At 53.6% G+C, this 23926-nt stretch carries 19 protein-coding genes and 2 tRNA genes; 5 read left to right on the forward strand and 16 right to left on the reverse strand.

What is annotated here, in order from left to right; genetic code table 11:
• Positions 1 to 15: 15 nt before the first annotated feature.
• The 3 genes from J7395_RS18175 to J7395_RS18185 all read right to left on the reverse strand — a co-directional run bounded on the left by J7395_RS18175 (position 16) and on the right by J7395_RS18185 (position 6235).
• Positions 16 to 555: a hypothetical protein gene (locus tag J7395_RS18175; RefSeq protein WP_209222993.1), complete on the reverse strand. Its 540-nt coding sequence runs from the start codon at positions 553 to 555 to the stop codon at positions 16 to 18.
• A gap of 4 nt (positions 556 to 559) precedes the next feature.
• Complete coding sequence (locus J7395_RS18180; protein WP_209222995.1) at positions 560 to 1456, reverse strand: hypothetical protein; 897 nt, start codon at positions 1454 to 1456, stop codon at positions 560 to 562.
• 801 nt (positions 1457 to 2257) lie between these two features.
• Entirely contained in the window at positions 2258 to 6235 is a 3978-nt protein-coding gene (locus J7395_RS18185) for a NahK/ErcS family hybrid sensor histidine kinase/response regulator (RefSeq protein WP_209222997.1), read from the reverse strand.
• A gap of 134 nt (positions 6236 to 6369) precedes the next feature.
• Between J7395_RS18185 and J7395_RS18190 the strand changes: the two genes are divergently transcribed.
• Complete coding sequence (locus tag J7395_RS18190; RefSeq protein WP_114123763.1) at positions 6370 to 6762, forward strand: hypothetical protein; 393 nt, start codon at positions 6370 to 6372, stop codon at positions 6760 to 6762.
• Positions 6763 to 6862: 100 nt separating this feature from the next.
• Here J7395_RS18190 and J7395_RS18195 read toward each other — a convergent pair whose 3' ends face one another.
• From J7395_RS18195 to J7395_RS18205, 3 genes are all read right to left on the reverse strand, one after another.
• Positions 6863 to 7957, reverse strand: a complete 1095-nt coding sequence (locus tag J7395_RS18195) for a TRAP transporter substrate-binding protein (protein ID WP_209222999.1) — start codon at positions 7955 to 7957, stop codon at positions 6863 to 6865.
• Positions 7958 to 8210: 253 nt separating this feature from the next.
• On the reverse strand, positions 8211 to 9305 hold the full coding sequence (locus tag J7395_RS18200; RefSeq protein WP_062951429.1) for a TRAP transporter substrate-binding protein: 1095 nt from the start codon (positions 9303 to 9305) through the stop codon (positions 8211 to 8213).
• A 141-nt stretch (positions 9306 to 9446) separates the two neighbouring features.
• Complete coding sequence (locus tag J7395_RS18205; protein ID WP_209223002.1) at positions 9447 to 9923, reverse strand: hypothetical protein; 477 nt, start codon at positions 9921 to 9923, stop codon at positions 9447 to 9449.
• A 289-nt stretch (positions 9924 to 10212) separates the two neighbouring features.
• Between J7395_RS18205 and J7395_RS18210 the strand changes: the two genes are divergently transcribed.
• A complete protein-coding gene (locus J7395_RS18210) occupies positions 10213 to 11538 on the forward strand; it encodes a globin-coupled sensor protein (protein WP_209223004.1) in 1326 nt (441 codons plus the stop codon).
• 11 nt (positions 11539 to 11549) lie between these two features.
• Here J7395_RS18210 and J7395_RS18215 read toward each other — a convergent pair whose 3' ends face one another.
• A complete protein-coding gene (locus tag J7395_RS18215; protein WP_231858226.1) occupies positions 11550 to 12566 on the reverse strand; it encodes an AraC family transcriptional regulator in 1017 nt (338 codons plus the stop codon).
• Between the two features lie 163 nt (positions 12567 to 12729).
• On the opposite strand from J7395_RS18215, the gene J7395_RS18220 reads away from it, so the two are divergent.
• From J7395_RS18220 to J7395_RS18230, 3 genes are all read left to right on the forward strand, one after another.
• The gene (locus J7395_RS18220) at positions 12730 to 14775 is read left to right on the forward strand and encodes a TonB-dependent receptor (RefSeq protein WP_209223006.1); all 2046 of its coding nucleotides are present in this window, start codon (positions 12730 to 12732) and stop codon (positions 14773 to 14775) included.
• 111 nt (positions 14776 to 14886) lie between these two features.
• A complete protein-coding gene (locus J7395_RS18225) occupies positions 14887 to 16023 on the forward strand; it encodes an ABC transporter substrate-binding protein (protein ID WP_209223008.1) in 1137 nt (378 codons plus the stop codon).
• Between the two features lie 50 nt (positions 16024 to 16073).
• Complete coding sequence (locus tag J7395_RS18230) at positions 16074 to 16364, forward strand: DUF2218 domain-containing protein (protein WP_114111859.1); 291 nt, start codon at positions 16074 to 16076, stop codon at positions 16362 to 16364.
• Between the two features lie 69 nt (positions 16365 to 16433).
• Here J7395_RS18230 and J7395_RS18235 read toward each other — a convergent pair whose 3' ends face one another.
• The 9 genes from J7395_RS18235 to gyrA form a co-directional block, all read right to left on the reverse strand.
• Entirely contained in the window at positions 16434 to 17381 is a 948-nt protein-coding gene (locus J7395_RS18235; protein ID WP_209223010.1) for an energy transducer TonB, read from the reverse strand.
• Positions 17382 to 17384: 3 nt separating this feature from the next.
• On the reverse strand, positions 17385 to 17801 hold the full coding sequence (locus J7395_RS18240; protein ID WP_209223012.1) for a biopolymer transporter ExbD: 417 nt from the start codon (positions 17799 to 17801) through the stop codon (positions 17385 to 17387).
• Positions 17798 to 18187, reverse strand: a complete 390-nt coding sequence (locus tag J7395_RS18245; RefSeq protein WP_209223014.1) for a biopolymer transporter ExbD — start codon at positions 18185 to 18187, stop codon at positions 17798 to 17800. The genes J7395_RS18240 and J7395_RS18245 overlap by 4 nt, the downstream gene beginning before the upstream one ends.
• A gap of 26 nt (positions 18188 to 18213) precedes the next feature.
• Positions 18214 to 19092: a MotA/TolQ/ExbB proton channel family protein gene (locus J7395_RS18250; protein WP_062951409.1), complete on the reverse strand. Its 879-nt coding sequence runs from the start codon at positions 19090 to 19092 to the stop codon at positions 18214 to 18216.
• Positions 19093 to 19358: 266 nt separating this feature from the next.
• A tRNA-Lys gene (locus J7395_RS18255) sits at positions 19359 to 19434 on the reverse strand.
• A 230-nt stretch (positions 19435 to 19664) separates the two neighbouring features.
• Positions 19665 to 19740 (reverse strand) — tRNA-Lys (locus J7395_RS18260).
• Between the two features lie 152 nt (positions 19741 to 19892).
• A complete protein-coding gene (locus J7395_RS18265) occupies positions 19893 to 20423 on the reverse strand; it encodes a peptidylprolyl isomerase (RefSeq protein ID WP_062959412.1) in 531 nt (176 codons plus the stop codon).
• A gap of 61 nt (positions 20424 to 20484) precedes the next feature.
• Positions 20485 to 21012 carry a pantetheine-phosphate adenylyltransferase gene (gene coaD / locus J7395_RS18270; protein ID WP_209223016.1) on the reverse strand — a complete coding sequence of 176 codons (528 nt, stop codon included), beginning with the start codon at positions 21010 to 21012 and terminating at the stop codon, positions 20485 to 20487.
• A 12-nt stretch (positions 21013 to 21024) separates the two neighbouring features.
• On the reverse strand, positions 21025 to 23826 hold the full coding sequence (gene gyrA / locus J7395_RS18275; protein WP_209223018.1) for a DNA gyrase subunit A: 2802 nt from the start codon (positions 23824 to 23826) through the stop codon (positions 21025 to 21027).
• Positions 23827 to 23926 lie beyond the last annotated feature (100 nt).

The following is a 23926-nucleotide window of genomic DNA, read 5'->3' on the forward strand; positions in this document are numbered from 1 at the left end:
ACCTTGAAAACCAATCTAATCAGTTAAATCAGTATCCATTGAGTATTCATGCTGGAATAAGACATGAGTTCTCTTTATCACCATCATCAAAGTAATAAGAAAATGAATATACAAATAAACACCCGCAAATGCCTCTAAAAAATACGGTAAATTTGCGACATAGAAAACAAGGAAAAAAGTAACCGAGAAACAAGATATCAATATTAAGTATGATATATTGGTATTAAGCTCAGAAAGAAGATTTTTCCTCAAATCATATTTTTTTTGTGCTTTTTGATCAACAACCGTATCCCCTGTTAGAATCCACTTACGCTGAAAAATGCCAAATATCGCAATCTGAACATTGAGAAGTAATGCAGAGAATATAGCAAAAACGGAAATGGAAACTCCAAAGACCGATTTTTCAATAGGAAGAATGTCAAAGAATGCGATTCCCCCGATCAATCCCGGCACGACATACATCAAAAACACATCAATGCAGGACAACTTTCCATCAGTTGTCCTTAATGTCCCAATGTGATCTGAGATTATGTAAAGTACATTAAATTTGGTCATCTTCTCAGGTCGTTAACTCGGTGAACATATCAGCAGTCAATCCGTCAACGACTGGCACAATGCTCTCAAACAGCGGATGTCCGTCAACGATTTGAACCTGATCTGTAATGTCGATAACACCGGCGTTAGAATGGAAACCGAACACACCAACTTTTTGCAACTTATTACCAATCAGAACTTCGGCGCATCCCTGCTCGAACTCCACGCCTTGGTAAACAAAGGTTGACCTCTCCGTCACATCCTGAAGTTCACGCAGCACATCGCGCAAAGACCCAAATCTGCCACGTCGCTTTGCCTTGAATGTCATTTCAACGTCGAACTCTGTGATCGGAAGATTCCTAAGTTCATCAGCAGTGTCCGCACTTTGATTCTTTTTGGTCCACACAAGCCGTTTTACCTGCTGATTTAAAAGTGCAGCGTCACCTGAAGACGGCATTGTCTTACGAATTAAAAGCTTACTCTCATGGTGGAGGTTGGAGAAATAGTGCATTAGATCGCTAGCAACGATATCGATACACGACTTCCCCTGAAACGACTGGAATGCTGCAATTCCAATGTTACCTCGATTTGGAATCCAGAAAGAGTAATACAGGGGAATTACTTCAACATCTGTCGACTGCCGACGGTATCTGTTTTCGCTAGTTGCTCCGTCAATGAGGTCGGCCTGGTAACCATAGTGGCCGTATTTAAATACACCGCGAATGAAACGCCCATCTGCCTCTCGGCGTTCTACATGCCAAGTACGCTGTCGATCGTTTATGTCCATTGCATTGGCGCGCTGCACCAAGAACCTATTTATCAAACTGTATGTATCGATACCCGCATTAGAGAGGTCAGCTTCTTCCCTTCTGGCCCCAGTTTGAAGGGTAATCTTATAAAGACGGATTCCAATCGAATTCATTTAGCTGATGCCTCATCAAACATGAACATCAACTACTTTAGATTGACTTAATTAGCACATCAACCACTTTAACCTCCCTACAACCCAGCAGCAAAATCGATGCATTCGATCCCCCCTAACGTCGCAGCATACCCAACGTGAGTTCGGCACATGTTTTCCCTCGGCAAAGCTACCTTCGACGGTCTGACACCAAAACAGCACCTTCCGACGATGGCATCGAGTTGGACGGTCGCTCCACCTGCCTGCAACTCAGGTCGCCGTACCAGTAACGGTCGATGAATGCAAGGCAAGCGCAATTGTCGCCGTCGGTGACTGACCTTCCCGCATTTCCGAACGCAATCATCGGTCCCGTCGCCAAGCCAGATGATCCCCGGCATCGCCTCACCCCGGATCACCTCGCTCCGAACGGCTCGCCCTCACCCAAAGGGCACATCTCTCCCGTCATGATTCACACCAATTTTCCACAAATTCTCCAAGGGCTCATCACCCGGACGCAATACCGCCGTAGTGACTTTTCCACGCGCTATTGATACCCCTTTGGCGATGTCGCCGCCGCCCTTTCGACCTGCCAGATCGTTGCACCGTCATCGTCGTTTTCCTGTCTTTGGCCCGAATACGCAAAAACCCGCGAAAGCGAATCACGCTTTGCGGGTTTTGGGTCCGGGTGCATTTCTCCCGTTGACTTTGTCTTTATGCCATAAACAAAAGAACAAATCAAGAACAATTTTCCGGAAAATCAAAGAAAATTCTCCGACAGGAAAAAAGTAGAGTTTTTCAATGCTTTACAGGATACTTGGCACCCTACTCCGCCGCGTCCGAGCTTTGCCGGTTCAATGCCCGTGTCATCAATGCGCGCAGTTTTGCCGGGCGGAGCGGCTTGTTCAGCAGTGCGAATCGCTGGGCGCGGATCAGTTCTGCCGTATCGGTGCTACGATCCGCCGTAATCACCACGCCGGGAATGTCAAAGCCGTGCTGGTCCCGCAGCCTGATCAGGACATCAAGCCCGGTTTCGCCGGAACTCAGGTGATAGTCGGCAAGGATGATATCGGGGGCAAAGACAGGTTCGAATCCCTCCTTGTCCACCACTACTTTCTGCGGAACCAGAAGCTTCTCGGCATCAATCCCTGACCGCGCAGTCGCCACCACGCAATTCCAGTTTTCCAGCATGGCGCGCATGCCATCAAGGATATCGGGTTCGTTATCAATGCAAAGGACGCGCAAACCGCCCAGTTCGCCTGCCATCCGGCGGCGTGGTTTGGGCATTGCGGCCTCGTCCACAATGCCAATCGGCACATCGACCGAGAAAACCGTCCCCCGCCCCGGGCGCGATCGCACCGAAACCGTATGATCCAGCGACCGGCCAAGACGATCGACAATCGCAAGGCCAAGGCCAAGCCCCTTCACATCGGTGGTTTCCGGCCCCTCAAGGCGATGGAATTCGCGGAAGATGATTTTAAGCTTGTCCTCGGGTATGCCCGGCCCGCTATCCCAGACCTCGATCCTGATCTTGTCACCGCGCATCCGGCAGCCGACCACCGCCCCGCCATGGCGGGTATAGCGCAGCGCGTTGGAGATAAAGTTTTGCAGGATGCGGCGCAAAAGCCTGCTGTCGCTTTTCACCCACACATCGCGCGGGTGCACAGCAAACCGAAGCCCGGCCTTTTCCGCGACGGGTGTAAATTCGGTCTTGAGCGCATTAAGCACATCCGAAACCCGGAAATCACGGATGGTGGGTTGCATGGCCCCGGCATCAAGTTTGCAGATATCCAGAAGCTCGTTGAGCAGTTCCTCAACCCCCTTAAGCGACAGATCAACTTTGTTGACCAGATCATGGATATCGTCGCGAAGCTCCTTGCCGCCCAGCGCCACGGTAAACAGCCGCGCGGCATTAAGCGGCTGCAAAAGGTCATGGCTGGCCGCGGCAAAGAACCGGGTTTTGGTATCGTTCGCCGTTTCGGCCTGTTCCTTGGCAACCGAAAGCTCCGAGTTCAGTTCCTCAAGCGCGTGGGTACGTTCCGTCACACGCGCCTCAAGCCCTTCGTTGGCATCCTTAAGCGCGCGTTCGGCATTCCGGCGTTCGGTGATGTCGTGATAGATACAGAAATAACCAAGCACTTCGCCGGTTTCGTCAAAGTGCGGGATATATGTCCCCTCGGCATAACGGGCTTCGCGTTCGCTACCGTCACTCGCCCCCCAGCCTTCCTTGGGGGCGGGAAAATCGATCTCGAAGCTTTGGCGATAGCCTTCAAGCACCGCGCGGATCATCGGCTCCAGCCGGACATAGCGTTCTTCGCCCACCGCTTCGCGCACCGCCATGCCATGCGCCTCGATCCGGCGGATGCCAAACATCCGCTCATACGGGCGGTTGGTAAAACGAAGCCGCTGGTTTTTGTCGGCATAGGCGATCATGACCGGGATGTTATCGGTATAGATGCGAATATTGCGCTCGCTCTCTCGCAATGCCTCTTCGGTCCGGACACGGGCCGTGATGTCGGCAATGGTCGCGACAAACCCGCCATCGGGCATCGGGTTGGTCCGCATTTCAAGCACCATGCCATCCGCCCGCTTGCGCTCATAGGTATGGGGCAATCGTCGCATTTGCGGGGCGGCATTGCGGCCCAGAAGGATATCGATATCGACCGCCCGTGCACCATTGTCGCGGCAGATATCCACAAGTTCCGATAATGGCAACGTGACCTGAATGTCGCTTGCGGTGATGCCCAGCAGATCAATAAAGCGATGGTTCCATGTCGCCAGACGCAAATTCTGGTCAAACACCCCGACCCCTTGCGAAATGTTTTCCAGCGTATTGAGCAAAAGGTCCCGGTTGAATTTGATCGCCTCGGACGCCTCGTCGAGAAGCTCCATCGCATCGCGGCGCGATACGGCCTTATCGGGCAGCAGAAGCGCCATCACCACGCGCGATGACGCCGCCCCGACCGCGCCCGATAACAGATGTTCGGTGAAATTCGCCGCATCAAAATCGGCAATGTCGGATCGTTTGCTGTCATCCCCGCGCTGCTTGAGGTAAGTGCGAAACGCACGTTGCGCCCAGTGTTTGCCAAGGAAGCGCGCGGCAAGGTCTTCAAGATCGCCAAGGGTCACACGGCCGGGCCAAGTGTCATTGCGCGCCTTGGTATCCTTGCGATAGATATCTACAAAAAGCTGGGCCTGACGGCGCTGGGTGACACCCTGCACACCAATCGCCGATCCGACAAACATCAGGACGAAATTAACCCCAAGCGACCAGACAACCCCATGGGTCAGATGGTCCTCGATCCCGACGCCGAGCAGTGCCTGCGGGCGCAGGATACCAATGCCAAGCGGCCCGTCCGTCAGGATCGACATCGGCAACAGACCGCTTTGGATAAAGCTTGGCAGAAGCAGGGTATAGGTCCACAGCACAAAACCGGAAATCAGACCGATGCGAACCCCGGTGCGGTTGATCGATTTAAGGTAAATCGCCGCCAGAACCGCCGGGCCGAATTGCGCCACTGCGGCAAAGGACAAAAGCCCGATATCGGCCAGCGCGTATTTTTCCGACAGGAACCGGTAAAAGCCATAGGCCAGAAACAGGATGGCAATGATCGCGGCCCGGCGAACTTTAAGCAGAACCTGGCTGACATCCCCGGCGAACCGTCCCTGCAATTTCTGCGACCGCAGCAAAAGCGGCATGACCAGATCGTTACAGACCATCGTGGACACCGCGACACAGGATACGATCACCATACCGGTACTGGCCGAAAGCCCCCCGACAAAGGCAAACACCGCCAGCCAGTTTTCCCCGCCAAGCAACGGCAGGGTCAGAACAAACGTATCGGGATTGACCGCCGGATCACCGCCAAACAGCAGAATCCCGGCAATCGCAATCGGCACGACGAAAATATTGATCGCAATCAGATAACCCGGAAAAAGCCAGCGCGCCGATTTCAAATTCCGGCTGTCGTCATTTTCAACAAATGTCACATGGAACTGGCGCGGCAGACAGAAAATCGCAAACAGCGCCAGCAGGGTCGAAATGAAGAAATGCGATGTCAGCCAGGCATCGGGCTTGAACATTTCGGTAATGTCGGGATTGGCTGCTGCCCGAATTTGCATGTCGCCAAAACCGTCAAACAGGCCGTAAACCACAAACAGGCCAACGAATAAAAGCGCCACCAGCTTGACCAGGCTTTCGAACGCCACCGCAAGGATCAGCCCGTCATGATGTTCGGACGCATGGATATAACGCACCCCGAACAGGATCGCGAAAACCGCCATCAGAATGGTGACGTAAAACGCCGTATCCTTGGAAAAATCTGCGGCACTGTGGCGCACGATCTGTTCGCCGACCTCGCCGATCAGAACATCGAATGACAGCGACACCGCTTTAAGCTGAAGCGCGATATAGGCCAGAACCCCGATCACGGCAATGATCGCCACAAGGGCTGCCAGGCTCTGGCTTTTGCCATATCGCGAGCCCAGAAAATCGGCGATGGAGGTAATGTTCTGTTCGCGACACACGGTGGCGATCTTGGTCATCACACCAAAGCCGACAACCATCATGATGATCGGACCGATATAGATCGGCAGGAACGCCCAGCCGCGTGTGGATGCAGTCCCGACCGATCCGAAAAACGTCCAGCTCGTGCAATAGACCGCCATCGAAAGCGCATAGATGCTGGGCTTCAGGCGCGATGCCCGCCATTTTTCGGCATATTTGTCACCATAATGCGCAATCGCAAACAGAAGCCCGATATAGGCCATGGCAACAATGAAAATAAGTCCGCCCTGAAGCATCCGGCTTATGGCTCCGCGTATCGATAATGCCGCCAGATCAGGCGGTTGGCGTTTAGACTATACCACGGCGCGCTTATGGACTAAAACGACGCAAATCCAAACCCGACCAAAGACCAAGAACGATCAGGATCGACATGCCTTCCGATTATGGATTTTACGCCGGAATTCTGCGCTTTGTCGCAAAGAAAACCGAAAGCGACGACCGCGAGATAAAGGTCATGATGGGCCATCTTTCCGGCATCGCGACCGCCATCGAACATTCCGGACGCTTTGTTGTTGAACGTGCCAATTGCGAAAGTGCCGCCCGTGCCTTTGCCGGGGTTGCCAAATTCCTGCAGGAACGCATCCTCCCCGAAGCCCTCGCCGCGGGCAACGAAGGGGCGGTAAATCAGCTTAAATGGGCGATTGAAACCTCGCTGGCGCTTGGTTCGGAACTGGTCAAGCGGATCGCGCTTGAAGAATATGAAGGTCAGGACAAATTCACCTTCGACCTACCCCTGCCCCCCGGTTCGCCAACCGTGCATTAGGCATCTGCCCCGGTTCTGTGAGCCGGTTCCATTGGCATGAAAAAAGCGGCATCCGAAGATGCCGCTTTTGTTTTTCGTCTACGATCAGACCGAAAGCCTGTTACGCATCGGCCCAGACATTGGCACGCTGCAAAAGGCCGGTGGCTTCGAACTCTTTTCCATACGGTGCAGCCTTTTTCACGAAATCCATGTAGGACGCATGAATACGGCCGTTCAGTTCGTTCTGATCGGCGATTTCCTTGACCGCTGCCTTGACCTCGGTCGCAAGGGCTGCAATCACATCATCGCTGAAATGACGGATTTCCGCTCCCTTGGCCAACACCGCCTGATAGGACTGGATGTTGTGGAAGGTGAAATCTGCCAGCGTCTGTTCAAGATTGGCCTGTGCTGCGACGGCAAAGATTTCCTGAAGGTCTTCGGGCAATTCCGCGAATTTGTCCTTGTTGACAAACACTTCAATACCCGTGCCCGGCTCGGCAAAGGCCGGCGTGTAATAATATTTGCCAACCTGCGTCAGACCAAACGCATAATCGTTCCATGGGCCAACCCATTCGGCGGCATCAATCGCGCCGGACTGCATGGCCGGCAGAATTTCGGCTGCGGGTAACATCGTCACATTGGCGCCCAGACGACGCATGGCTTCACCACCGATCCCGGCATAGCGCATCTTGATGCCCTTGATGTCGTCGACGGTGTTGATTTCCTTGTTGAACCAGCCACCAGCCTGCAAACCGGTATTCCCGGCAGCGAACGGTTTGACGTTAAACTGGGCATAAAGCTCATCCCAAAGTTCCTGCCCGCCGCCAAAACGCAGCCAGCCCGAAAGCTCCCAGCCCATCAGGCCGAACGGGATCGTCGAAAAGAAGTTTACACCGGCATCCTTGCCCGCCCAGTAATAGGGGGTACCATGTGCCAGCTCGGCCACGCCCTGCTCGACCGCATCCATGCATTCGAATGCCGGAACAAGTTCGCCTGCACCGTAAACGGTGATCTTAAGGCGGCCGCCTGACATTTTGGTCACGCGCTCGGCGAATTTTTCGCCATTGGCACCAAGGCCCGGCGTGCCTTTCGGCCAGGGCATCACCATGCGCCAGTGGATCTGTTCATCGGCTTTGGCAATTGAAGGTGCGACACTGCTGGCGGCAAAGGCACCGGCGGCCATGCTGGCACCCGTCAGGAACTGACGACGTTTCATTGTGGGGCTCCCCAATTCATATTGGCAATTTTTTGCGCAAAACAGCTTCGAATATTACATTCGTAACTTTGCAAGCGTTCGAAGTTAGCGTTTTTGCCGCCCCCAACAATTCATCTTTGCGGGATGCAGCATCCCGCCACACGCATGGCTTGTATATAAGGCCGGTCAATTTTCACCCCTAAGTGTGGCAAACAAAAACGGGGCCGCCCGAAGGCAACCCCGTTTTCCGATGATTATATTTCCGCATCCGAACTTAGTAGCCCCAGACCTTTGCACGCTGCAAAAGACCGGTCGCCTCGAATTCCTTGCCGTAACGGGCGGCTTTCTTGACCAGCGCAAGATAGCTCTCAGCGATCCTGCCGCTCAGATCATTCTTGGCGGCAATCTCTTCGACGGCGGCATTCGACTGTTCGGCCAGTGCGAGAATGACATCGTCCGAGAACTGGCGCACTTCAACCCCTTTGTCGATCAACGGCTGATAGGATTGCAGGTTATTGTAGGTAAAGTCGGCTAGCGTATTTTCGGCAATCGCCTGTGCTGCATAACGGATGATCGCCTGCAGATCGGCGCCAAGCGCGTCGAACTTTTCCTTGGAAATAAAGATTTCAAGGCCCGGTCCGGGCTCATGGAAGGCCGGGGTATAATAGAATTTGGCAACCTGATAGAGGCCAAATGCAAGGTCATTCCAAGGGCCAACCCATTCGGCGGCATCAATTGCACCGGACTGCATCGCAGGCAGAATTTCCCCCGGCGGCAGCATGGTGATGTTTGCACCCAAACGGCGCATCGCTTCGCCACCCAGACCGGCATAACGGGCTTTCAGGCCCTTAAGGTCCTCAACCGAATTAATTTCCTTGTTGAACCAGCCACCTGCCTGCATGCCCGAGTTACCGGCATAGAACGGCACAACATTAAACTCGGCATAGGCTTCTTCCCAAAGCTCCTGCCCGCCACCGAAACGCAGCCAGGCGGAAAGTTCCCACGCCGTCAGACCAAACGGAATGGTCGAAAAGAAGTTCAGCGCCGGATTCTTGCCCTGCCAGTAATAAGGGGTACCGTGCGCCATTTCGACCACGCCCTGTTCGACTGCATCCATGCATTCGAACGGCGGGACGATTTCGCCCGCACCAAAAACCGAAATGCTCAGACGGCCATTGGACATTTCCTTGACCATGGCGGCAAATTTTTCGGCATTGGTGCCAAGGCCCGGCGTCCCTTTGGGCCACGGCATGACCATCCGCCAATTCAGGCTTTCCTGTGCGGATACGATGGCCGGTGCGGCAACACTGGCCGCAACCGCGGCACCGGCACCAATACCGGCCCCTTTAAGGAACTGACGACGTTTCATTGTAACCCCCTAAACTCTTTTACTTTGGTGATTTTTTGCGCAATCACCGCTAAGCGTTGGGGGATTTTGGCGAAAAGATCGCGCATATGCCACTATTTTTGCGTAGAACAATGCGGATTTTTTCGCCGACGTTACGGCAGCTTAGCTGCTGCCAAGGTAACGATTGTAATTGGCGATAAACTCGTCCGTCGTCCCCTTGCCCCCGGCAGTGTTGTAATATTGCTTCCAATAGGCCGCGAGACCGGGGATATCATTTGCATCGGGCAAGGCGGCACTGACCCGCATATAACGAACCCGGCACATGGCAGCAGCATAGGCATTGTTGGTTGCCAACTGCGTTGCCTTGTCAGGTTGCGGCGCCAGATAGGCATCAATCTTTGCCTTCAGATCGGCTCGGTAATCCAGAAAATTGACATAGCAATCATTCAGGGTTGCTGGTTCCATCTGGAAAATCCCGCGGGCCGGACCACCGCCGACCTGTTCAACATAGGTGCCAAGGCCACTTTCCTGGGCGGCGGTTCCCATGATCAGATTTTCCGCGGCCTGCGACCACAGACCAAGATTTTGCAAAACTGGACGAACAATGGATTGACGCAACTGGTTGGCATTGATCGGCATGATGTTTCCTTCGCGTTCATCAGGGACAGAATTGATCTGCCTGACGACGTACCAGAAACACATTCGTGATCTTGGCCACACAAAACACCCGCCATAGTTGCATTTGTTGCGCCATATATTATTAGATAATGCTGCAAACAATTGGCAGAAAACGTTATATTTTGAAAGTTCACTTCAAAACCGAACCTTTCCCACCCTTTTGGATAGTTAACATTATAATCTTCATATCCAACCTAAGGTACTGCCACGCACCCCGGAAATTTGTGATAGCGAGCGACGAGGGACAAGAATGCATCAGGAACTTAAACGCCGTCTTGAATTCATCGATTTTGATGACAGGAAAGCGGCTCATCTGAAAAAGGCATGGCCAATAATCGAAAAAAATCTGGCCCCGATACTGGACGAATTTTACCGCAAGGTGATGGCCCGCCGTGATCTGGCAAAAATTATCGGTGATCCATCAAATATCGAACGCTTGAAAAATGCACAGCGCAAACACTGGGCAAAGCTGTTCGACGGTACATTTGACCAAGTCTATTATGACGATGTACGCCGGATCGGGAAAGCCCATGAAATCATCGGCTTGACACCTGAATCCTATGTTTCGGCATACAACTTTCTGCTCGCCCGGCTTTGCGATATTCTTTATGCATATTTCCGCAAAGATTCAGCAGTTTCCCAAATCGTGACGGCCTCAACCAACGCCATTCTTGTCGATATGGAAATGGCAATCACCGTCTATTACGAGGAAACCCAGAAAACATACAGCAACCGTTTGGCGAAAATGTCGGGCGAGTTCGAGGCAACCGTCTCCAAGGTCGTCGAAGCACTGGCAAGTTCGGCAGAAGACATGTCAAGCGCCTCGGAAACCCTGATCAGCAGCATGGGGCAAACCACCGAACAGGTGGAAAACGCAAAATCCGCCGCCGAGATATCGGCTTCAAATGCATCGACAGTGGCAGGATCAGCCGAAGAACTTGACAGTTCCATTCGCGAGATTTCAAGCCAGATTTCGCGTGCCTCGACTGTATCAAACGAAGTTGAAAGTTCCGTGCAGGCGACGTCGGATGTCATTGAATCGCTGAATGTCTCGGCAGAGCAAATCGGAACGGTTGTCGATCTGATCGATAAAATTGCAAATCAGACCAACCTTCTGGCGCTGAACGCCACCATCGAGGCGGCACGCGCCGGTGATGCGGGCAAAGGCTTTGCCGTGGTCGCAAGCGAGGTCAAAAACCTTGCTAACCAGACGGCAAAGGCAACCGGCGATATTACTACCCAGATCAACAATGTGCAGCAGAATACATCGGCCGCAGTTACAGCAATCCGCGAGGTTGCAGGCCAGATCAGTTCAATTGTTGATTCCATCACCGCCATTTCGGCGGCCGTCGAACAGCAAGCCGCTGCAACCACGGAAATCAGCACGAACATCACATCCGTTTCGTCGGCAAACGGCAATGTCAACACCAGCCTGGAATCGGTCAGCGGCACCGCGCATCGCACCGGAACGGTCGCAGAAGAAGTTTACAAGGTTTCGCAGGTTCTTAAACAGCATTCCCGCCAGCTTAAGACCGATGTGAACAACTTTGTGTCTCGATTGACAGAAACCAGTTGAGCGCAGCGGTTTTACCGATCCCTTGCATCGGAAGGTGATATGCCAAAGACCCGCTTGAACGCGGTTGCAAAATTTGCCGGACTTGAATATCCAGCCATCCAGGCGGCCTGACCAATCGTCAGGCCGTCTTTTTCCATGGCATCGCGCGCTGCGATCAGGCGGCTCTCGCGGATGAAATCCTTGACAGTGGTGCCATAGGCATTCTTGAAAATGCGTTGCAGGCTGGCAATGCTCATGCCGAGCTTTTCAGACAGCCCTGACAATGTCAGATCATCAAGAATATGGTCTTTGATATAATCGCGAATTTCCTGGGCCTTCTGGTGATGTTCAAGTGCGTCGGGTTCGGCACTTCCCTCCGCGATAAATTCAGCGTCCGGGCGCAGCGAACCGAGTGCCTCGGCGAGAATTTCCAATCCACGGCTTTCGGCATACAAATCTCGAAACAGCGGATCATCGGTTGGCGGGTACAGCAATTGATCGGCAAGCGCGATTGCGCGACGCGATGGTTGCCATTGGCGCACGGAAATCCCGGCATGAATGAAATCGTTGATGGCTGCATGTCGACTGTCACCGTTGCAAACCCGCTTGACGACCCAGTCATACTTTGCGGAAATCATCACCTTGCTGACATCGTCACCCTTTTGCAATTCTCGATGCAGCATGACCGGTTGGGATAACGCCCAGATAAACCCGACCGGCTGTATACGGGCATCAAGGTCAAACGGGACATTATCGAACGCACCGCGTACCCGCCCCCGCAAGACGATCGCCACAGTTACCGCCGGATTGACCGGAAATTTCACCGCAGCATCCTGCATGCTAACGGTATCGGTGGTGTGAATGTTCAGGAATGACTGAAGATTGTCGTTGGATAGCCGTCCGCTCATCATCGGGCGACGACGAATACCGTCAGCGGCGTTTCCAGGCAACGCTGTTCCGAAATCCTCAAGCTGCTGACCGGTGATGGTTTCGCGCCGTGTCACATTACGCCGCACCCGTTGCGGCGCATGCTGCTGATCAAACGCCATATCGAAGCCTTTCCAAGTCCTGATTTCCTGCCACGAGCGATATTTGTGTTTTCGCAAACATCAATGGCGATCTCGCAAACGGTATTACGATTGCCCGAACCACCCAGCTAATAATATTCAAAATCATTCGCATTTGGCAAATTTATTTGATAAGGAAATCAGCATGTCGCAGTCATCCAGACCGGTATTGCCGGGCAAATGCCGTCAACCGGTTTATGGCCTGTGCCGCGCAACCCTGCTTGCCGGCGTTGCCCTGACGGTATTGCCGGTCGCAGCCATCGCACAAGAAACCAAAGCCGAAAACGAAACCATCCTAACGCCGATCGAAGTTACCGCTAGCCGGGATACCGCCCAAACGGCAGCCGGTGGTGTAACGATCACCCAGGAACAACTGGATCGCACCAACCCCCAGGACATCAAGGATGTCTTCGCGGGAGAAGCCGCAGTAACTGTTGGCGGACCAACCAAGATCTCCCAGAAGGTCTATGTGCAGGGTATCGAGAATACCAAGCTCAATGTCCAGATTGATGGCACACGACAGGTTGACTCAACCTATCACCATATCGGCACGGCACTGATTGATCCAGGCATGCTCAAAACCGTGCGCGTTGAGTCCGGTGTCGCGCCTGCTGACGCGGGACCGAACGCGCTTGGCGGATCGATGGCATACGAAACCAAGGATGCACGTGACGTTCTGTCACCGGACGATCCTTTCGGTGGATCGGCCAAAATCCAGTATAACAGCAATACAAAAGGCTTTAGCGAATGGCTGACGATTGCCGGTCAGCATGATGGGTTTGAAGCACTTGGCTATGTCCAGAACAGCAATCAGGGCAACTACAAGGATGGCGACGGCGATGAAGTTGTCGGTACCGCAGATGGCAGCAAGAATGGGCTTGGCAAATTTGCGTTCACCGGGAACGAGGGATCGCGGATCGAAGCCTTTGCCAGCCATTTCGAAGACGAGGGCGTGCGCCCTGCCCGGCCGAACTTCGGATCGCTTGCTGGCGGGCAACTGCCACAATGGATTTCCTACAAGGATACATCGCTGGGTGTCAGCTATGTCGATGAAATGCCGGGAGACCTGCTGGCACCGGAATTTAGCCTGAATTACAGTAAAACCAATCTTGATGTTCCCCGCCTTCAGGGCGGTCCGAATTTCTATCATGTACAGTCCGAGATCGAGACCATCAACGGCAAGGCTGCCAATACATTTGATGTCGGCATGGGCGATGTGACGGCCGGTATGGATTTCTATCACGATGAAGCTACCGGCACCCATGACCGCACGCCCCGCGACGGAAGCTATAGCGAAACCACAACCAACATCGGTGCGTTTTCGCAAGCCCGACTGTCGCTGACCGATGCCTGGCGCGTATCATTTGGTGGCCGTGCAGACCGTCAGTGGTTCGAAGGCGTTGACGGAACCGATTTCGAGGAATTCGGACTAAGCGGCAACGTGAATACCGAGTACGATGTCGTTGAAACGGTTACTGTTTATGGCGGAGCTGGCACACAGTTTGGCGGACTTCCACTTGGTGAATCCGCGATCTACAATTTCAGTGGCGTCTGGAATTATGACGGATTTTCGCCTTCCCGCTCCAAAAACTTCAAGGTCGGCACACGTTATTCCGAAGGTGGCTGGTCGCTTGACGGTAACGTATTCTACAACAAGATTGATGATTCCCACGATCTGACCGGATCCGTGGTTGGCAGTACGGTTTACCGCAACACAACCATCGATCTCGTCACGCAGGGCTACAACCTGTCAGCGGCTTACAACTACGGTCCGGGTTTTGCCCGTGTGACCTATTCCCACACGGATGTCGAAACAGATGGTGATGCGCCTCTCAGCACCAATGCATCCTATCAGGGCGTTCTGCAGGGCGATATCTTCACCTTTGAAGTTGCACACGGATGGGATGACCTTGGTGTGCGGGTCGGTACAACGTCCGAACTTGCTCTGGCAAACGATGATCCCGAGGAAAACGGTTTCCCGAAACTCGATACCTATTTCGTGGCCAATCTTTACGGGGAATGGACGCCGGAAGCTTTGAATAACGCGGTGACCCTGCGCGTTGATGCCCTGAACATTTTTGATCGCGACTATATCGACCGTGCAACCCCGGGCTATGACAGTGCTCAAGTCGGAGAACCATATCACGAACCGGGACGCACCTTCCTTGTTTCTGCAAAGGTGACGTTCTGATCAGACAATTTTCCAGCCGGTTTGAAATCCGTGATGGGTGGCATTCGTGCCGCCCATTTCGGCGTTTCAGAACGTATGCCACCCCATAAATACTCCAGCAGGACTTTTGCCATGAAATTCAAATGCCTTCTTGCTCTGGCAACCCTCACGTCGATGATCGGCGGATTGGCCCAGGCCAAAGAAACCATCACGCTGACCGATGTCTCGGGTCGCGAGGTCACCATTGAGGTCCCCGTTAAACATATGATCCTTGGCGAAGGCCGCTTTTTGCCAAGCCTTGGCATCCTTGACCCCGAAAATCCGGTCCGCTGGGTTGCCGGAATGATGGGCGAATTTAAAAACCTTGATCCCGCAACCTTTGCCCAATATCAGGCAAAATTTCCCGAAATTGACGATATCCCGTTGGTGGGACGCAGTGGCGAAGCAACATTCAGCGTTGAAAAGGCGATTACAGTTGAACCCGATGTTGCAATTTTCGGTATAAACGGTGGTCATGGCCCCGGATCGGATAGCCACGAGGTCCTAAGACAATTCGGGGCGGCCCATATCCCGGTTGTCATGATCGACTTCCGCAGCGAACCGTTTGAAAACACCCCCAAAAGTATTCGCATTCTTGGCAAACTGATGGGCAAGGAAGATCAGGCCGAGGCATTCATCAAATTCTACGAAGACAATCTGGCCAAGGTCACATCCGGCCTGCAAGCCATCTCTGACAAACCCAAAGTTTTCCTTGAGAGCCGGGTTGGCCTGCATGGTTCCTGCTGCGAGGCGATGGGCAACCAGATGATCGGCAAATTTGTTGAAATGGCGGGTGGGCAAAACATCTTCGCCGACCGGATTCCCGGGGTCATCAGCCAGATTTCAGTCGAACAGCTACTGGTCGATCAACCGGATATATATGTGGCAACTGCAATTGGCGGGGCAACAATGACCGACGAGCAGAATGTGGGCCGTATCATACTTGGAACCTACGCCGATGCCGAAACATCACGCGCGTCCTTGGCCAAGAACATGGAACGCACCGGCTTGCCACAGCTCGACGCTGTTAAAAACGGCAAAGTCTATGCCGCGTGGCATCATTTCTATAACACGCCGATGAATGTGACACTGTTACAGGCGATGGCGAAGTGGTTCCATCCCGATCAGTTTTCCGACCTTGATCCAGACGCGACCCTTGCCGAGTTCTTTGACCGGTTCCAGCCGGTGGCACTGGATGGGGTTTACTGGATCGGCCTTGATCAACCTTAAACCCCTGCAATCAATTTCCTCATAAGAAACCATCAGAGATCGGTAAATCCATGTTCAAAACCAAAGGATCGGTTCAGACCGAACATGCCAGCAAATATCTGCAACAACTGTGCAAGCACTTTGCCCATAAGGTAGAAGTCGATTTTACCCCCGATAAGGGGCATGTGAGCTTTCCGATGGGCCGATGCATCATTCAGGCCGATAACACCACCCTGCGCTTTGAGGGACAGTCAGAGAAAGCCGACGGGATCAAGGCGATGAAAGGCGTCATCATTTCACATCTGGATAAATTCGCATGGCGCGAACAGATTGAATATGTCTGGGAAGACAGTTCGGACTAAGCCCGCCATTCTGACACAAAAAATGCTAGTCCTAAAAAATGCCAGTCTTCCGGACTGGCATTTTTCTGTTTAGCGGAGGTCGTAGATCACCGGGATCGTCAATGTCATTTCTGTGCGCGCCATATCCTCGGGGAATGGTGGAAAACGTTTGACCCGTTCGATCATATCCTGCGTCGCGCGATCCAGAATGGATGAGCCACTCGGGCTGATCATTTCAAAAAGGGAAACCGTGCCATCGCGCTCGATAATCAAGCGGACCATATTCTGCCCTTCGATACCGCGCCGTTTGGCGCGATCAGGATATTCGCGATAACGCATCAGCATCTGCACAACAGCTGTCTGGTAATCGACAAAGGCTGCGCTGCTCATTGCAGCACCACCGCCACTGCCCGACGCGGAACTTGCGGCCTGGCTTTGGGTTGCTTCGCCAACCGTCCCCTGGGATTTGACTGAATCCACCGGGCCGCCGGATGGCTGCTCGACCGGTTCGGCCGCGGCCTTTTCAACAGGCTTGGGCGCTTTTGCCGGTTCCGGTGTCGGTTTGGGTAGCTCGGGCTTTCTGCGGACCGGCATAACGTCTGCCAAAAGAGGACTGACTTCGGGGACCGGTTCAGGTTCAGGTTCGGGCTCGACCACTTCCTCGACAACAGGTTCGGGAACAGGTTCCGGTTCAACGACCGGTTCGGGCTCGGGCTCAGGCACGGTTTCGACAACCGGTTCCGGCTCTGGTTCGGGCTCCGGCTCAACAACCGGCTCGGGAACAGGTTCCGGTTGAGGTTCTACTTCCTCGACCGGTTTTTCACCCTGTTTGCTGTCTTCGGAATCGGCACTTTCTTCCGGTGTTTCAGCTTCACCCTCGGTCGCCTGTCCGCTGCCTAGCGAGATGCTAATGCTTTGCACGGCCCCCGCCCCGCCCCAACCGGCAGGCTGTGGTTCAGGCATGGCAAGAACAATACCCCCGGCAAGAACAATGCCGGTCAACCCGGTCGCGATCAGGAAATCAATGCGTTTCGACATTTTCTATCCGTCTTGGCCCTGATCTGCTTCCATGGCGGTCATCAACTGGACCTTTTCAATGCCAAGCTCTTGCAACCGTTTCAAAAGGGCAACGACACGTGCGCCTTCGGTGGTACGATCTGCCCGGATTTCGACTGGCCGCCCGGCATAATCGGCTGGTAGCAAAGCCGCCAGATCGGCAATCTTGCCCTGACGATCATCAATGCCAATTTCGGCATTCTTGCCAAACCACAGCACAATCGTATCTTCGGGCTGGCTTTCGGCCGTGGAACTTGCCGGCGGGTCCACATCAAATGGTCCCAGCTTTTGCAAGCTTCCGGCAATCATGAAGAAAATCAGCAAAAGAAAGACGATGTTGATCAAAGGCAACATCGGTTCCTGTGCCGGGCTGTCATCGGGGATCTGGATACGACGCTTCATTCGATCAGATCCACATCAGTCACACCGCCGCGTCCCAGCGCATCCATGACAACAATCAGATGCTGCAAATCGGCACCGTTGATCGGGCGCAGATGAACACTGGCACCAGCATGTTTGCGTAAAATGGCCGCGGCAAGATTGGAAATCGGCACGGCTTCGCCATTCAGCGATAAACCACCATTTGCATCAACATTGACTGTTACCGGACGGACGTCGCTGCTGCTGCGCGCCTGACCGTCTGTGACAGTCACCGACATCTCGAAACCCTTCCAGTCAAGGAAACTGGAGGCCAGCATGAAAAAGATCAGCAGGATAAAGACAACATCAATCAGCGGTGTCAGGCCGATCATCGGCGAAGCACCACGATTTCGATCGCGCAATTGCATAGGGCGTATTCCGACCTTGTTCGGGCTTATTCCGCCGCTTGGCGCAGCTCGGCGATATTCGACGCGCGAAGCGCCCCCTTCTGAGCCAGTTCACCACGATTGATCACCATGGTGCAGACATCTTCCATGACCGCAGCGGCACGGGCGATAACGCCCTGCATCCACATGTGAAACGCGGTCGCCGGGATGGCGACAACAAGGCCGATTGCCGTGGTCAGAAGTGCAAGCCAGATACCGCCCGAAAGCACGGATGGGTCAATGCGGCTTCCGGCACCTTCCATCTTCTGGAAGGCTTCAATCATGCCCATAACGGTACCCAGCAGGCCCAGAAGCGGGCTAAGCACCGCAATCGCCGACATAATTCGCAAACCGCTGTTCAGACCATCAATTTCCTTGCGCGCGTGCGAAGCAATAATATCGGATGCCGCTTCGCGGTTTTCGGAATTGGCAACGGATAATGTCATGCCAAACAGACCGATGCGAGCAGCAGGATGACGGCGGCGCGACAGAATCTGCGCGACCTGCTTATCGTCACCATTGGAAAGATGACGTTCGACATCCTTGGCAAAACCGTCGGCAAAAATTCCACGCCGGATAAAGCCGACCAGCTTGTAGAAGAAAATCAGCATTCCGATTAATGCAAGTGCGGCCAGAACCCAACCAACAACCCCGGCACGATCGACAAGGTCATAAACCGGCAGGCTGCTGATGGCATCCGGCACGATGGTGCTTTCGGTGGTGACCAACGCACCATCTACCGGCAGACCGGTTTCGGGATCCAAGGTTACCGCCCCATCTGCTGTTTGCGTAAGCACACCGTTAGCGGCATCCGTGGTGGCACCATCAAGGCCGAGCGGGGTCTGCGCATCTGGCGATGCGGACAGCTGGTTTACGGGTTCAGGCATGTAACTCTTCCGATCCAAAATACGATCAACGCCGGACGTCCTGCTCCAGCGCGTTTGAAACTGATTTGCATTACTTACAAGAAATCACATTGCGATGCAATCGCAACTGCGAAAAGATGCGATTTTTTCGCGCATGGCCGCATTGCATCGCCCGAAAAACGGTACCCATCGCACGCCTTGAAACTGGGCGGAATCGTTTTTTGAAGGCAGAAAAGACCACGGAAAAGCAAAACCCCCGGAACATCTGGGTTCCAGGGGTTTTGGAATGGTGAGCCCGACAGGATTCGAACCTGTGGCCAACTGATTAAAAGTCAGTTGCTCTACCAACTGAGCTACGGGCCCTCAACGTTGGTGAGCGGCCTTTTAATGCGCTGATCGCGAAGGGTCAACCCCCCTTTTTCGATCAAACTGCATGACAGCCATTCAAATGGTAAAAAACATCAAAAACCGGCCTGTTTCCAATCCGTCCCAAATTGACATTCGCATCCGCTGGAAAGCGGTCTGACAGTGATCGCAATAAAAATCATGAAAAAGAAAAAGCCCCCGAAACCGATTGGGTTTCAGGGGCTTATTGGTGAGCCCGACAGGATTCGAACCTGTGGCCAACTGATTAAAAGTCAGTTGCTCTACCAACTGAGCTACGGGCCCTCAACGTTGGTGAAGCGCGTTTTAATGGGACTGGCGGCTGCGGTCAACACCTGTTTTCCATATTTTCCGGGTTTTTATGCTTTCCGGCCCCAAAACGCGAAAGCCGCCCTGATCAAGGACGGCTTTCGGTTGCATTATAAGGACCAAAACGCTTATTGCGCGTCAGCCGCGACCTGCATTTTTACAATATGGTCCGGATCAGCAACCCGGCCATTGGCCCACGGAGCCCCGCGCTTCAGACCATCAACATATTCCATGCCCGATACGACCTGCCCCCAGATGGTATATTGTCCATCAAGATGCGGCGCGTCGGCAAAGACGATGAAGAACTGCGAATCAGCACTGTTCGGATTGGCAGAACGCGCCATCGAAACAGTGCCGCGCACGTGATGTTCGTTTGAAAACTCCGCCGGAAGCTTCTGGCCAGATCCGCCGGTGCCGTCCCCTTTGGGATCACCGCCCTGCGCCATGAAACCTTCGATCACACGATGGAAGGTCAGGCCATCATAGAAACCTTCTCGGGTCAGTTCCTTGATACGCTCGACATGCTTGGGCGCCAGATCCGGGCGCAGCTTGATCACAACGCGACCTGCTTCAAGATCCAGATACAGGGTATTTTCCAGATCCTGCGATGCATCGGCCGACTGGGCCTGAGCACCGCCGCCGATTCCACCGTTCGACATGGTCACTATTCCTAATACGAGTATAAAAAGAGATGCGAGACGAATAAGACGCATGGGTGCGCTATTCCTTTTCTTCGGCCAGCTTTTCGTGCAGTCGCTTCAGCACGTTTGCCGGCACAAATTCGGTAACATTACCGCCTAAACGGGCGATTTCCTTCACAAAGCGTGAGGACACGAATTGCTGTTTATCCGACGCCATCAAAAAGACCGTCTCGACCTTGGGGGCAAGACGGGCATTCATTCCGGCCATCTGGAATTCATATTCGAAATCCGAAACGGCTCTCAGACCACGAATGATGATGCTTGACTCATTTTCCTGGGCAAACTGCATGAGAAGCGATCCGAACGGCTTCACGATGGTACGGGCAGCAACTTCGCCACCCGCAGCCTTAAGAGCCTCTTCGACCAGTGCGCAACGTTCTTCGACCCCAAACATAGGGCCCTTTCCCGCATTAACCGCAACGCCGACAATAAGCTTGTCAACGATGCGGGTCGCGCGACGAATAATGTCCATATGCCCCTGGGTTACCGGGTCAAACGTGCCCGGATAAATCCCGATACGTGAGGCGTTTGAAGACTGTTCGTTCATTGATCTTCCGTTTTATTCGTCGATGTCGTCAGAACCGGTTTCCACTGCCTCGCTGCTATCATCAGCAACGATCGGTGCATATTCGCCTGCTGCGATTTCGATGCCTTCTGCACCTTCTTCGCCTTCAAGCTCCTCATCACCATTATCGCCCAGATTTGACAGACGTTCGACAGCAACAACCTGTTCATCTTCGGCCGTACGGAACAGGGTAACACCCTGTGTCTTGCGCCCGGCAATGCGGATATCGTGTGTCGGCATACGAATGACCTTGCCACCATTGGTGACCATCATCAGCTCGTCGCCTTCTTCAATTACGAAGGACGCCGCGACATTTCCGTTACGTTCCGACATCTCGATATTGGCAAAGCCCTGACCACCACGGCCCGTAACACGGTATTCATAGGCAGACGTACGTTTGCCATAACCGTTTTCAGTAACCGAAAGGATCAGCTGATCGCCCGCCAGAAGTTCGTCGTAACGTTCCTGCGAGAGGATTTCCAAAGGCAAAGCATCATCAGCCGAGATTTCCTCGCGACGCAGCTTGCTTGCAATCGAAAGATACTCGTCACGTTCTTCCATGGAGGCATGGTTACCAAACAGGACGGACATCGCGATGACCGCGTCCTCGTCGGCCAGACGAATACCGCGTACACCGACCGAGTTACGGCCAGTAAAGACACGAACGTCCCCGACACGGAAACGAATGCATTTACCCAGACGGGTCGTCAGCAGAATATCGTCATCATCGGTACAGGTCTGAACCGCAATCAGTTTGTCACCACGATCTTCTTCAAGTTTCATGGCGATCTTGCCGTTTGATTTCACATTCACGAAATCGGCAAGGCTGTTACGGCGGACGTTACCGGTCGAAGTCGCAAACATCACATGCAGGTTTGGCCATTCTTCCTCGTCGGGAAGCGGCAGAACCGTTGTGACATATTCGCCTTCGGACAGCGGCAGCAGGTTCACAAGCGCCTTGCCGCGCGATTGCGGCGTGCCCAGCGGCAGACGCCAGACTTTCATCTTGTAAACCATCCCCTCGGAACTGAAGAACAGAACCGGGGTGTGGGTGTTAGCCACGAACAGTTTGGATACAAAATCCTCTTCGCGCGTTGCCATACCCGAACGGCCTTTGCCACCGCGACGCTGTGCGCGATAGGTCGACAGCGGAACACGCTGGATATAACCGCTGTGCGAAACGGTCACGACCATTTCTTCGCGGGCAATCAGGTCTTCGATGTCGTGTTCGAATTCGGCTTCCTGAATTTCACTGCGACGTTCATTGGCAAACTCGTTGCGCATTTCCGTCAGTTCATCCTTCAGGATGATCATCTTGCGTTCGCGCGAACCAAGAATATCAAGGAAGTCTTTGATCTTCTCACCCAATTCGGTCAATTCGGACGCGATTTTATCACGCTCCAGACCGGTCAGGCGATGCAGACGCAGCTCAAGGATTGCGCGCGCCTGCGCTTCGGACAGGCGATAATTGCCATCGTCCGAACCAACCTGGTTCGGATCGGCGATCAGCTCGATCAACGGAACAATATCGCCCGCCGGCCAACTGCGTTCCATCAGCTGTTCACGTGCAATCTGCGGGTCAGCCGCGGCACGAATCAAACGAATGACTTCGTCGATATTGGCAACAGCAATGCCAAGCCCCACCACCAAGTGGGCACGTTCACGCGCCTTTTTCAGCAGGTGAATGGTCCGGCGTGTAATGACCTCTTCGCGGAACTCGACGAATGCCTGAATGATGTCTTTCAGGTTCATCAATTCCGGCTTGCCACGGTTCAGCGCCAGCATATTGACACCAAACGAGGTCTGAAGCGCGGTAAAGCGGAACAGCTGATTCAGAACCACATCGGCAACCGCATCGCGCTTGATCTCGATAACCATGCGAACGCCCGAACGGTCAGACTCGTCACGCAGATCGGAAATGCCTTCGATCTTTTTGTCGCGGACCAGTTCCGCGATTTTTTCCATCAGCGTCGCCTTGTTCACCTGATAGGGAACTTCGGTGACGATAATGGCCTCGCGATTGGCGCGGATTTCCTCGACATGGGTACGTGCCCGCATAACGACAGAACCACGACCGGTCTTAAAGGCCGAATGAATACCCGAACGGCCAAGGATCAGCGCACCGGTCGGAAAATCCGGACCATGCACGAATTCCATCAGGCCTTCGACGGTAATGGCCGGATTATCGACATAGGCCATGCAACCATCAATAACTTCGCCAAGGTTGTGCGGCGGAATATTGGTGGCCATACCGACTGCGATACCGCCCGCACCATTGACCAGCATGTTCGGAAAACGTGCCGGCAGAACCGATGGTTCCTTGGTGGTTTCGTCGTAGTTATCGCGGAAATCGATGGTTTCCTTATCGATATCGTCGAGCAGAAAGTGGGCTGATTTGGCCATGCGGGCTTCGGTGTAACGCATGGCGGCGGCCTTGTCGCCGTCCATCGAACCGAAGTTCCCCTGCCCGTCAATCAGCGGCAAGCGCATGGAGAACCCCTGCGCCATACGAACCATTGCGTCGTAAATCGCGCTATCGCCGTGCGGGTGATATTTACCCATAACGTCCCCGACCACACGGGCCGACTTGCGGAACGGTTTGTTCCATTCAAAGCCGTTTTCATGCATCGCATACAGAATGCGGCGGTGAACCGGTTTCAAACCGTCACGGACGTCTGGAAGCGCACGGCTGACGATCACGCTCATCGCGTAATCGAGGTAGCTGCGGCGCATTTCTTGTTCGATGGATACCGGGAAAATATCGCGGCTATCTGGGTTGGTCTCTTTGGTGGACAAAAGCCGTGACCTCTTAAACGCTTGATCAGAAATGCTTCAATCGGCGTGACATATGGACATATGCCTGACCAGTGAGCCGGAAAGTATCAGGTTTGTCCGG

This window comes from Thalassospira sp. A3_1, assembly GCF_017744215.1.
In the GTDB taxonomy this organism is placed as follows: domain Bacteria; phylum Pseudomonadota; class Alphaproteobacteria; order Rhodospirillales; family Thalassospiraceae; genus Thalassospira; species Thalassospira lucentensis_A.

What these genes read in the sequence shown, in the direction of transcription:
- J7395_RS18180 (WP_209222995.1), bottom strand. Translation starts at nt 1,456, where the DNA reads ATGAATTCGATTGGAATCCGTCTTTATAAGATTACCCTTCAAACTGGG.
- J7395_RS18235 (WP_209223010.1), bottom strand. Translation starts at nt 17,381, where the DNA reads ATGTCGAAACGCATTGATTTCCTGATCGCGACCGGGTTGACCGGCATT.
- J7395_RS18185 (WP_209222997.1), bottom strand. Translation starts at nt 6,235, where the DNA reads ATGCTTCAGGGCGGACTTATTTTCATTGTTGCCATGGCCTATATCGGG.
- J7395_RS18240 (WP_209223012.1), bottom strand. Translation starts at nt 17,801, where the DNA reads ATGAAGCGTCGTATCCAGATCCCCGATGACAGCCCGGCACAGGAACCG.
- J7395_RS18195 (WP_209222999.1), bottom strand. Translation starts at nt 7,957, where the DNA reads ATGAAACGTCGTCAGTTCCTGACGGGTGCCAGCATGGCCGCCGGTGCC.
- J7395_RS18200 (WP_062951429.1), bottom strand. Translation starts at nt 9,305, where the DNA reads ATGAAACGTCGTCAGTTCCTTAAAGGGGCCGGTATTGGTGCCGGTGCC.
- J7395_RS18190 (WP_114123763.1), top strand. Translation starts at nt 6,370, where the DNA reads ATGCCTTCCGATTATGGATTTTACGCCGGAATTCTGCGCTTTGTCGCA.
- J7395_RS18210 (WP_209223004.1), top strand. Translation starts at nt 10,213, where the DNA reads ATGCATCAGGAACTTAAACGCCGTCTTGAATTCATCGATTTTGATGAC.
- J7395_RS18225 (WP_209223008.1), top strand. Translation starts at nt 14,887, where the DNA reads ATGAAATTCAAATGCCTTCTTGCTCTGGCAACCCTCACGTCGATGATC.
- J7395_RS18245 (WP_209223014.1), bottom strand. Translation starts at nt 18,187, where the DNA reads ATGCAATTGCGCGATCGAAATCGTGGTGCTTCGCCGATGATCGGCCTG.
- J7395_RS18250 (WP_062951409.1), bottom strand. Translation starts at nt 19,092, where the DNA reads ATGCCTGAACCCGTAAACCAGCTGTCCGCATCGCCAGATGCGCAGACC.
- J7395_RS18230 (WP_114111859.1), top strand. Translation starts at nt 16,074, where the DNA reads ATGTTCAAAACCAAAGGATCGGTTCAGACCGAACATGCCAGCAAATAT.
- J7395_RS18220 (WP_209223006.1), top strand. Translation starts at nt 12,730, where the DNA reads ATGTCGCAGTCATCCAGACCGGTATTGCCGGGCAAATGCCGTCAACCG.
- J7395_RS18205 (WP_209223002.1), bottom strand. Translation starts at nt 9,923, where the DNA reads ATGCCGATCAATGCCAACCAGTTGCGTCAATCCATTGTTCGTCCAGTT.
- coaD (WP_209223016.1), bottom strand. Translation starts at nt 21,012, where the DNA reads ATGAACGAACAGTCTTCAAACGCCTCACGTATCGGGATTTATCCGGGC.
- J7395_RS18215 (WP_231858226.1), bottom strand. Translation starts at nt 12,566, where the DNA reads ATGGCGTTTGATCAGCAGCATGCGCCGCAACGGGTGCGGCGTAATGTG.
- J7395_RS18265 (WP_062959412.1), bottom strand. Translation starts at nt 20,423, where the DNA reads ATGTCGAACGGTGGAATCGGCGGCGGTGCTCAGGCCCAGTCGGCCGAT.
- J7395_RS18175 (WP_209222993.1), bottom strand. Translation starts at nt 555, where the DNA reads ATGACCAAATTTAATGTACTTTACATAATCTCAGATCACATTGGGACA.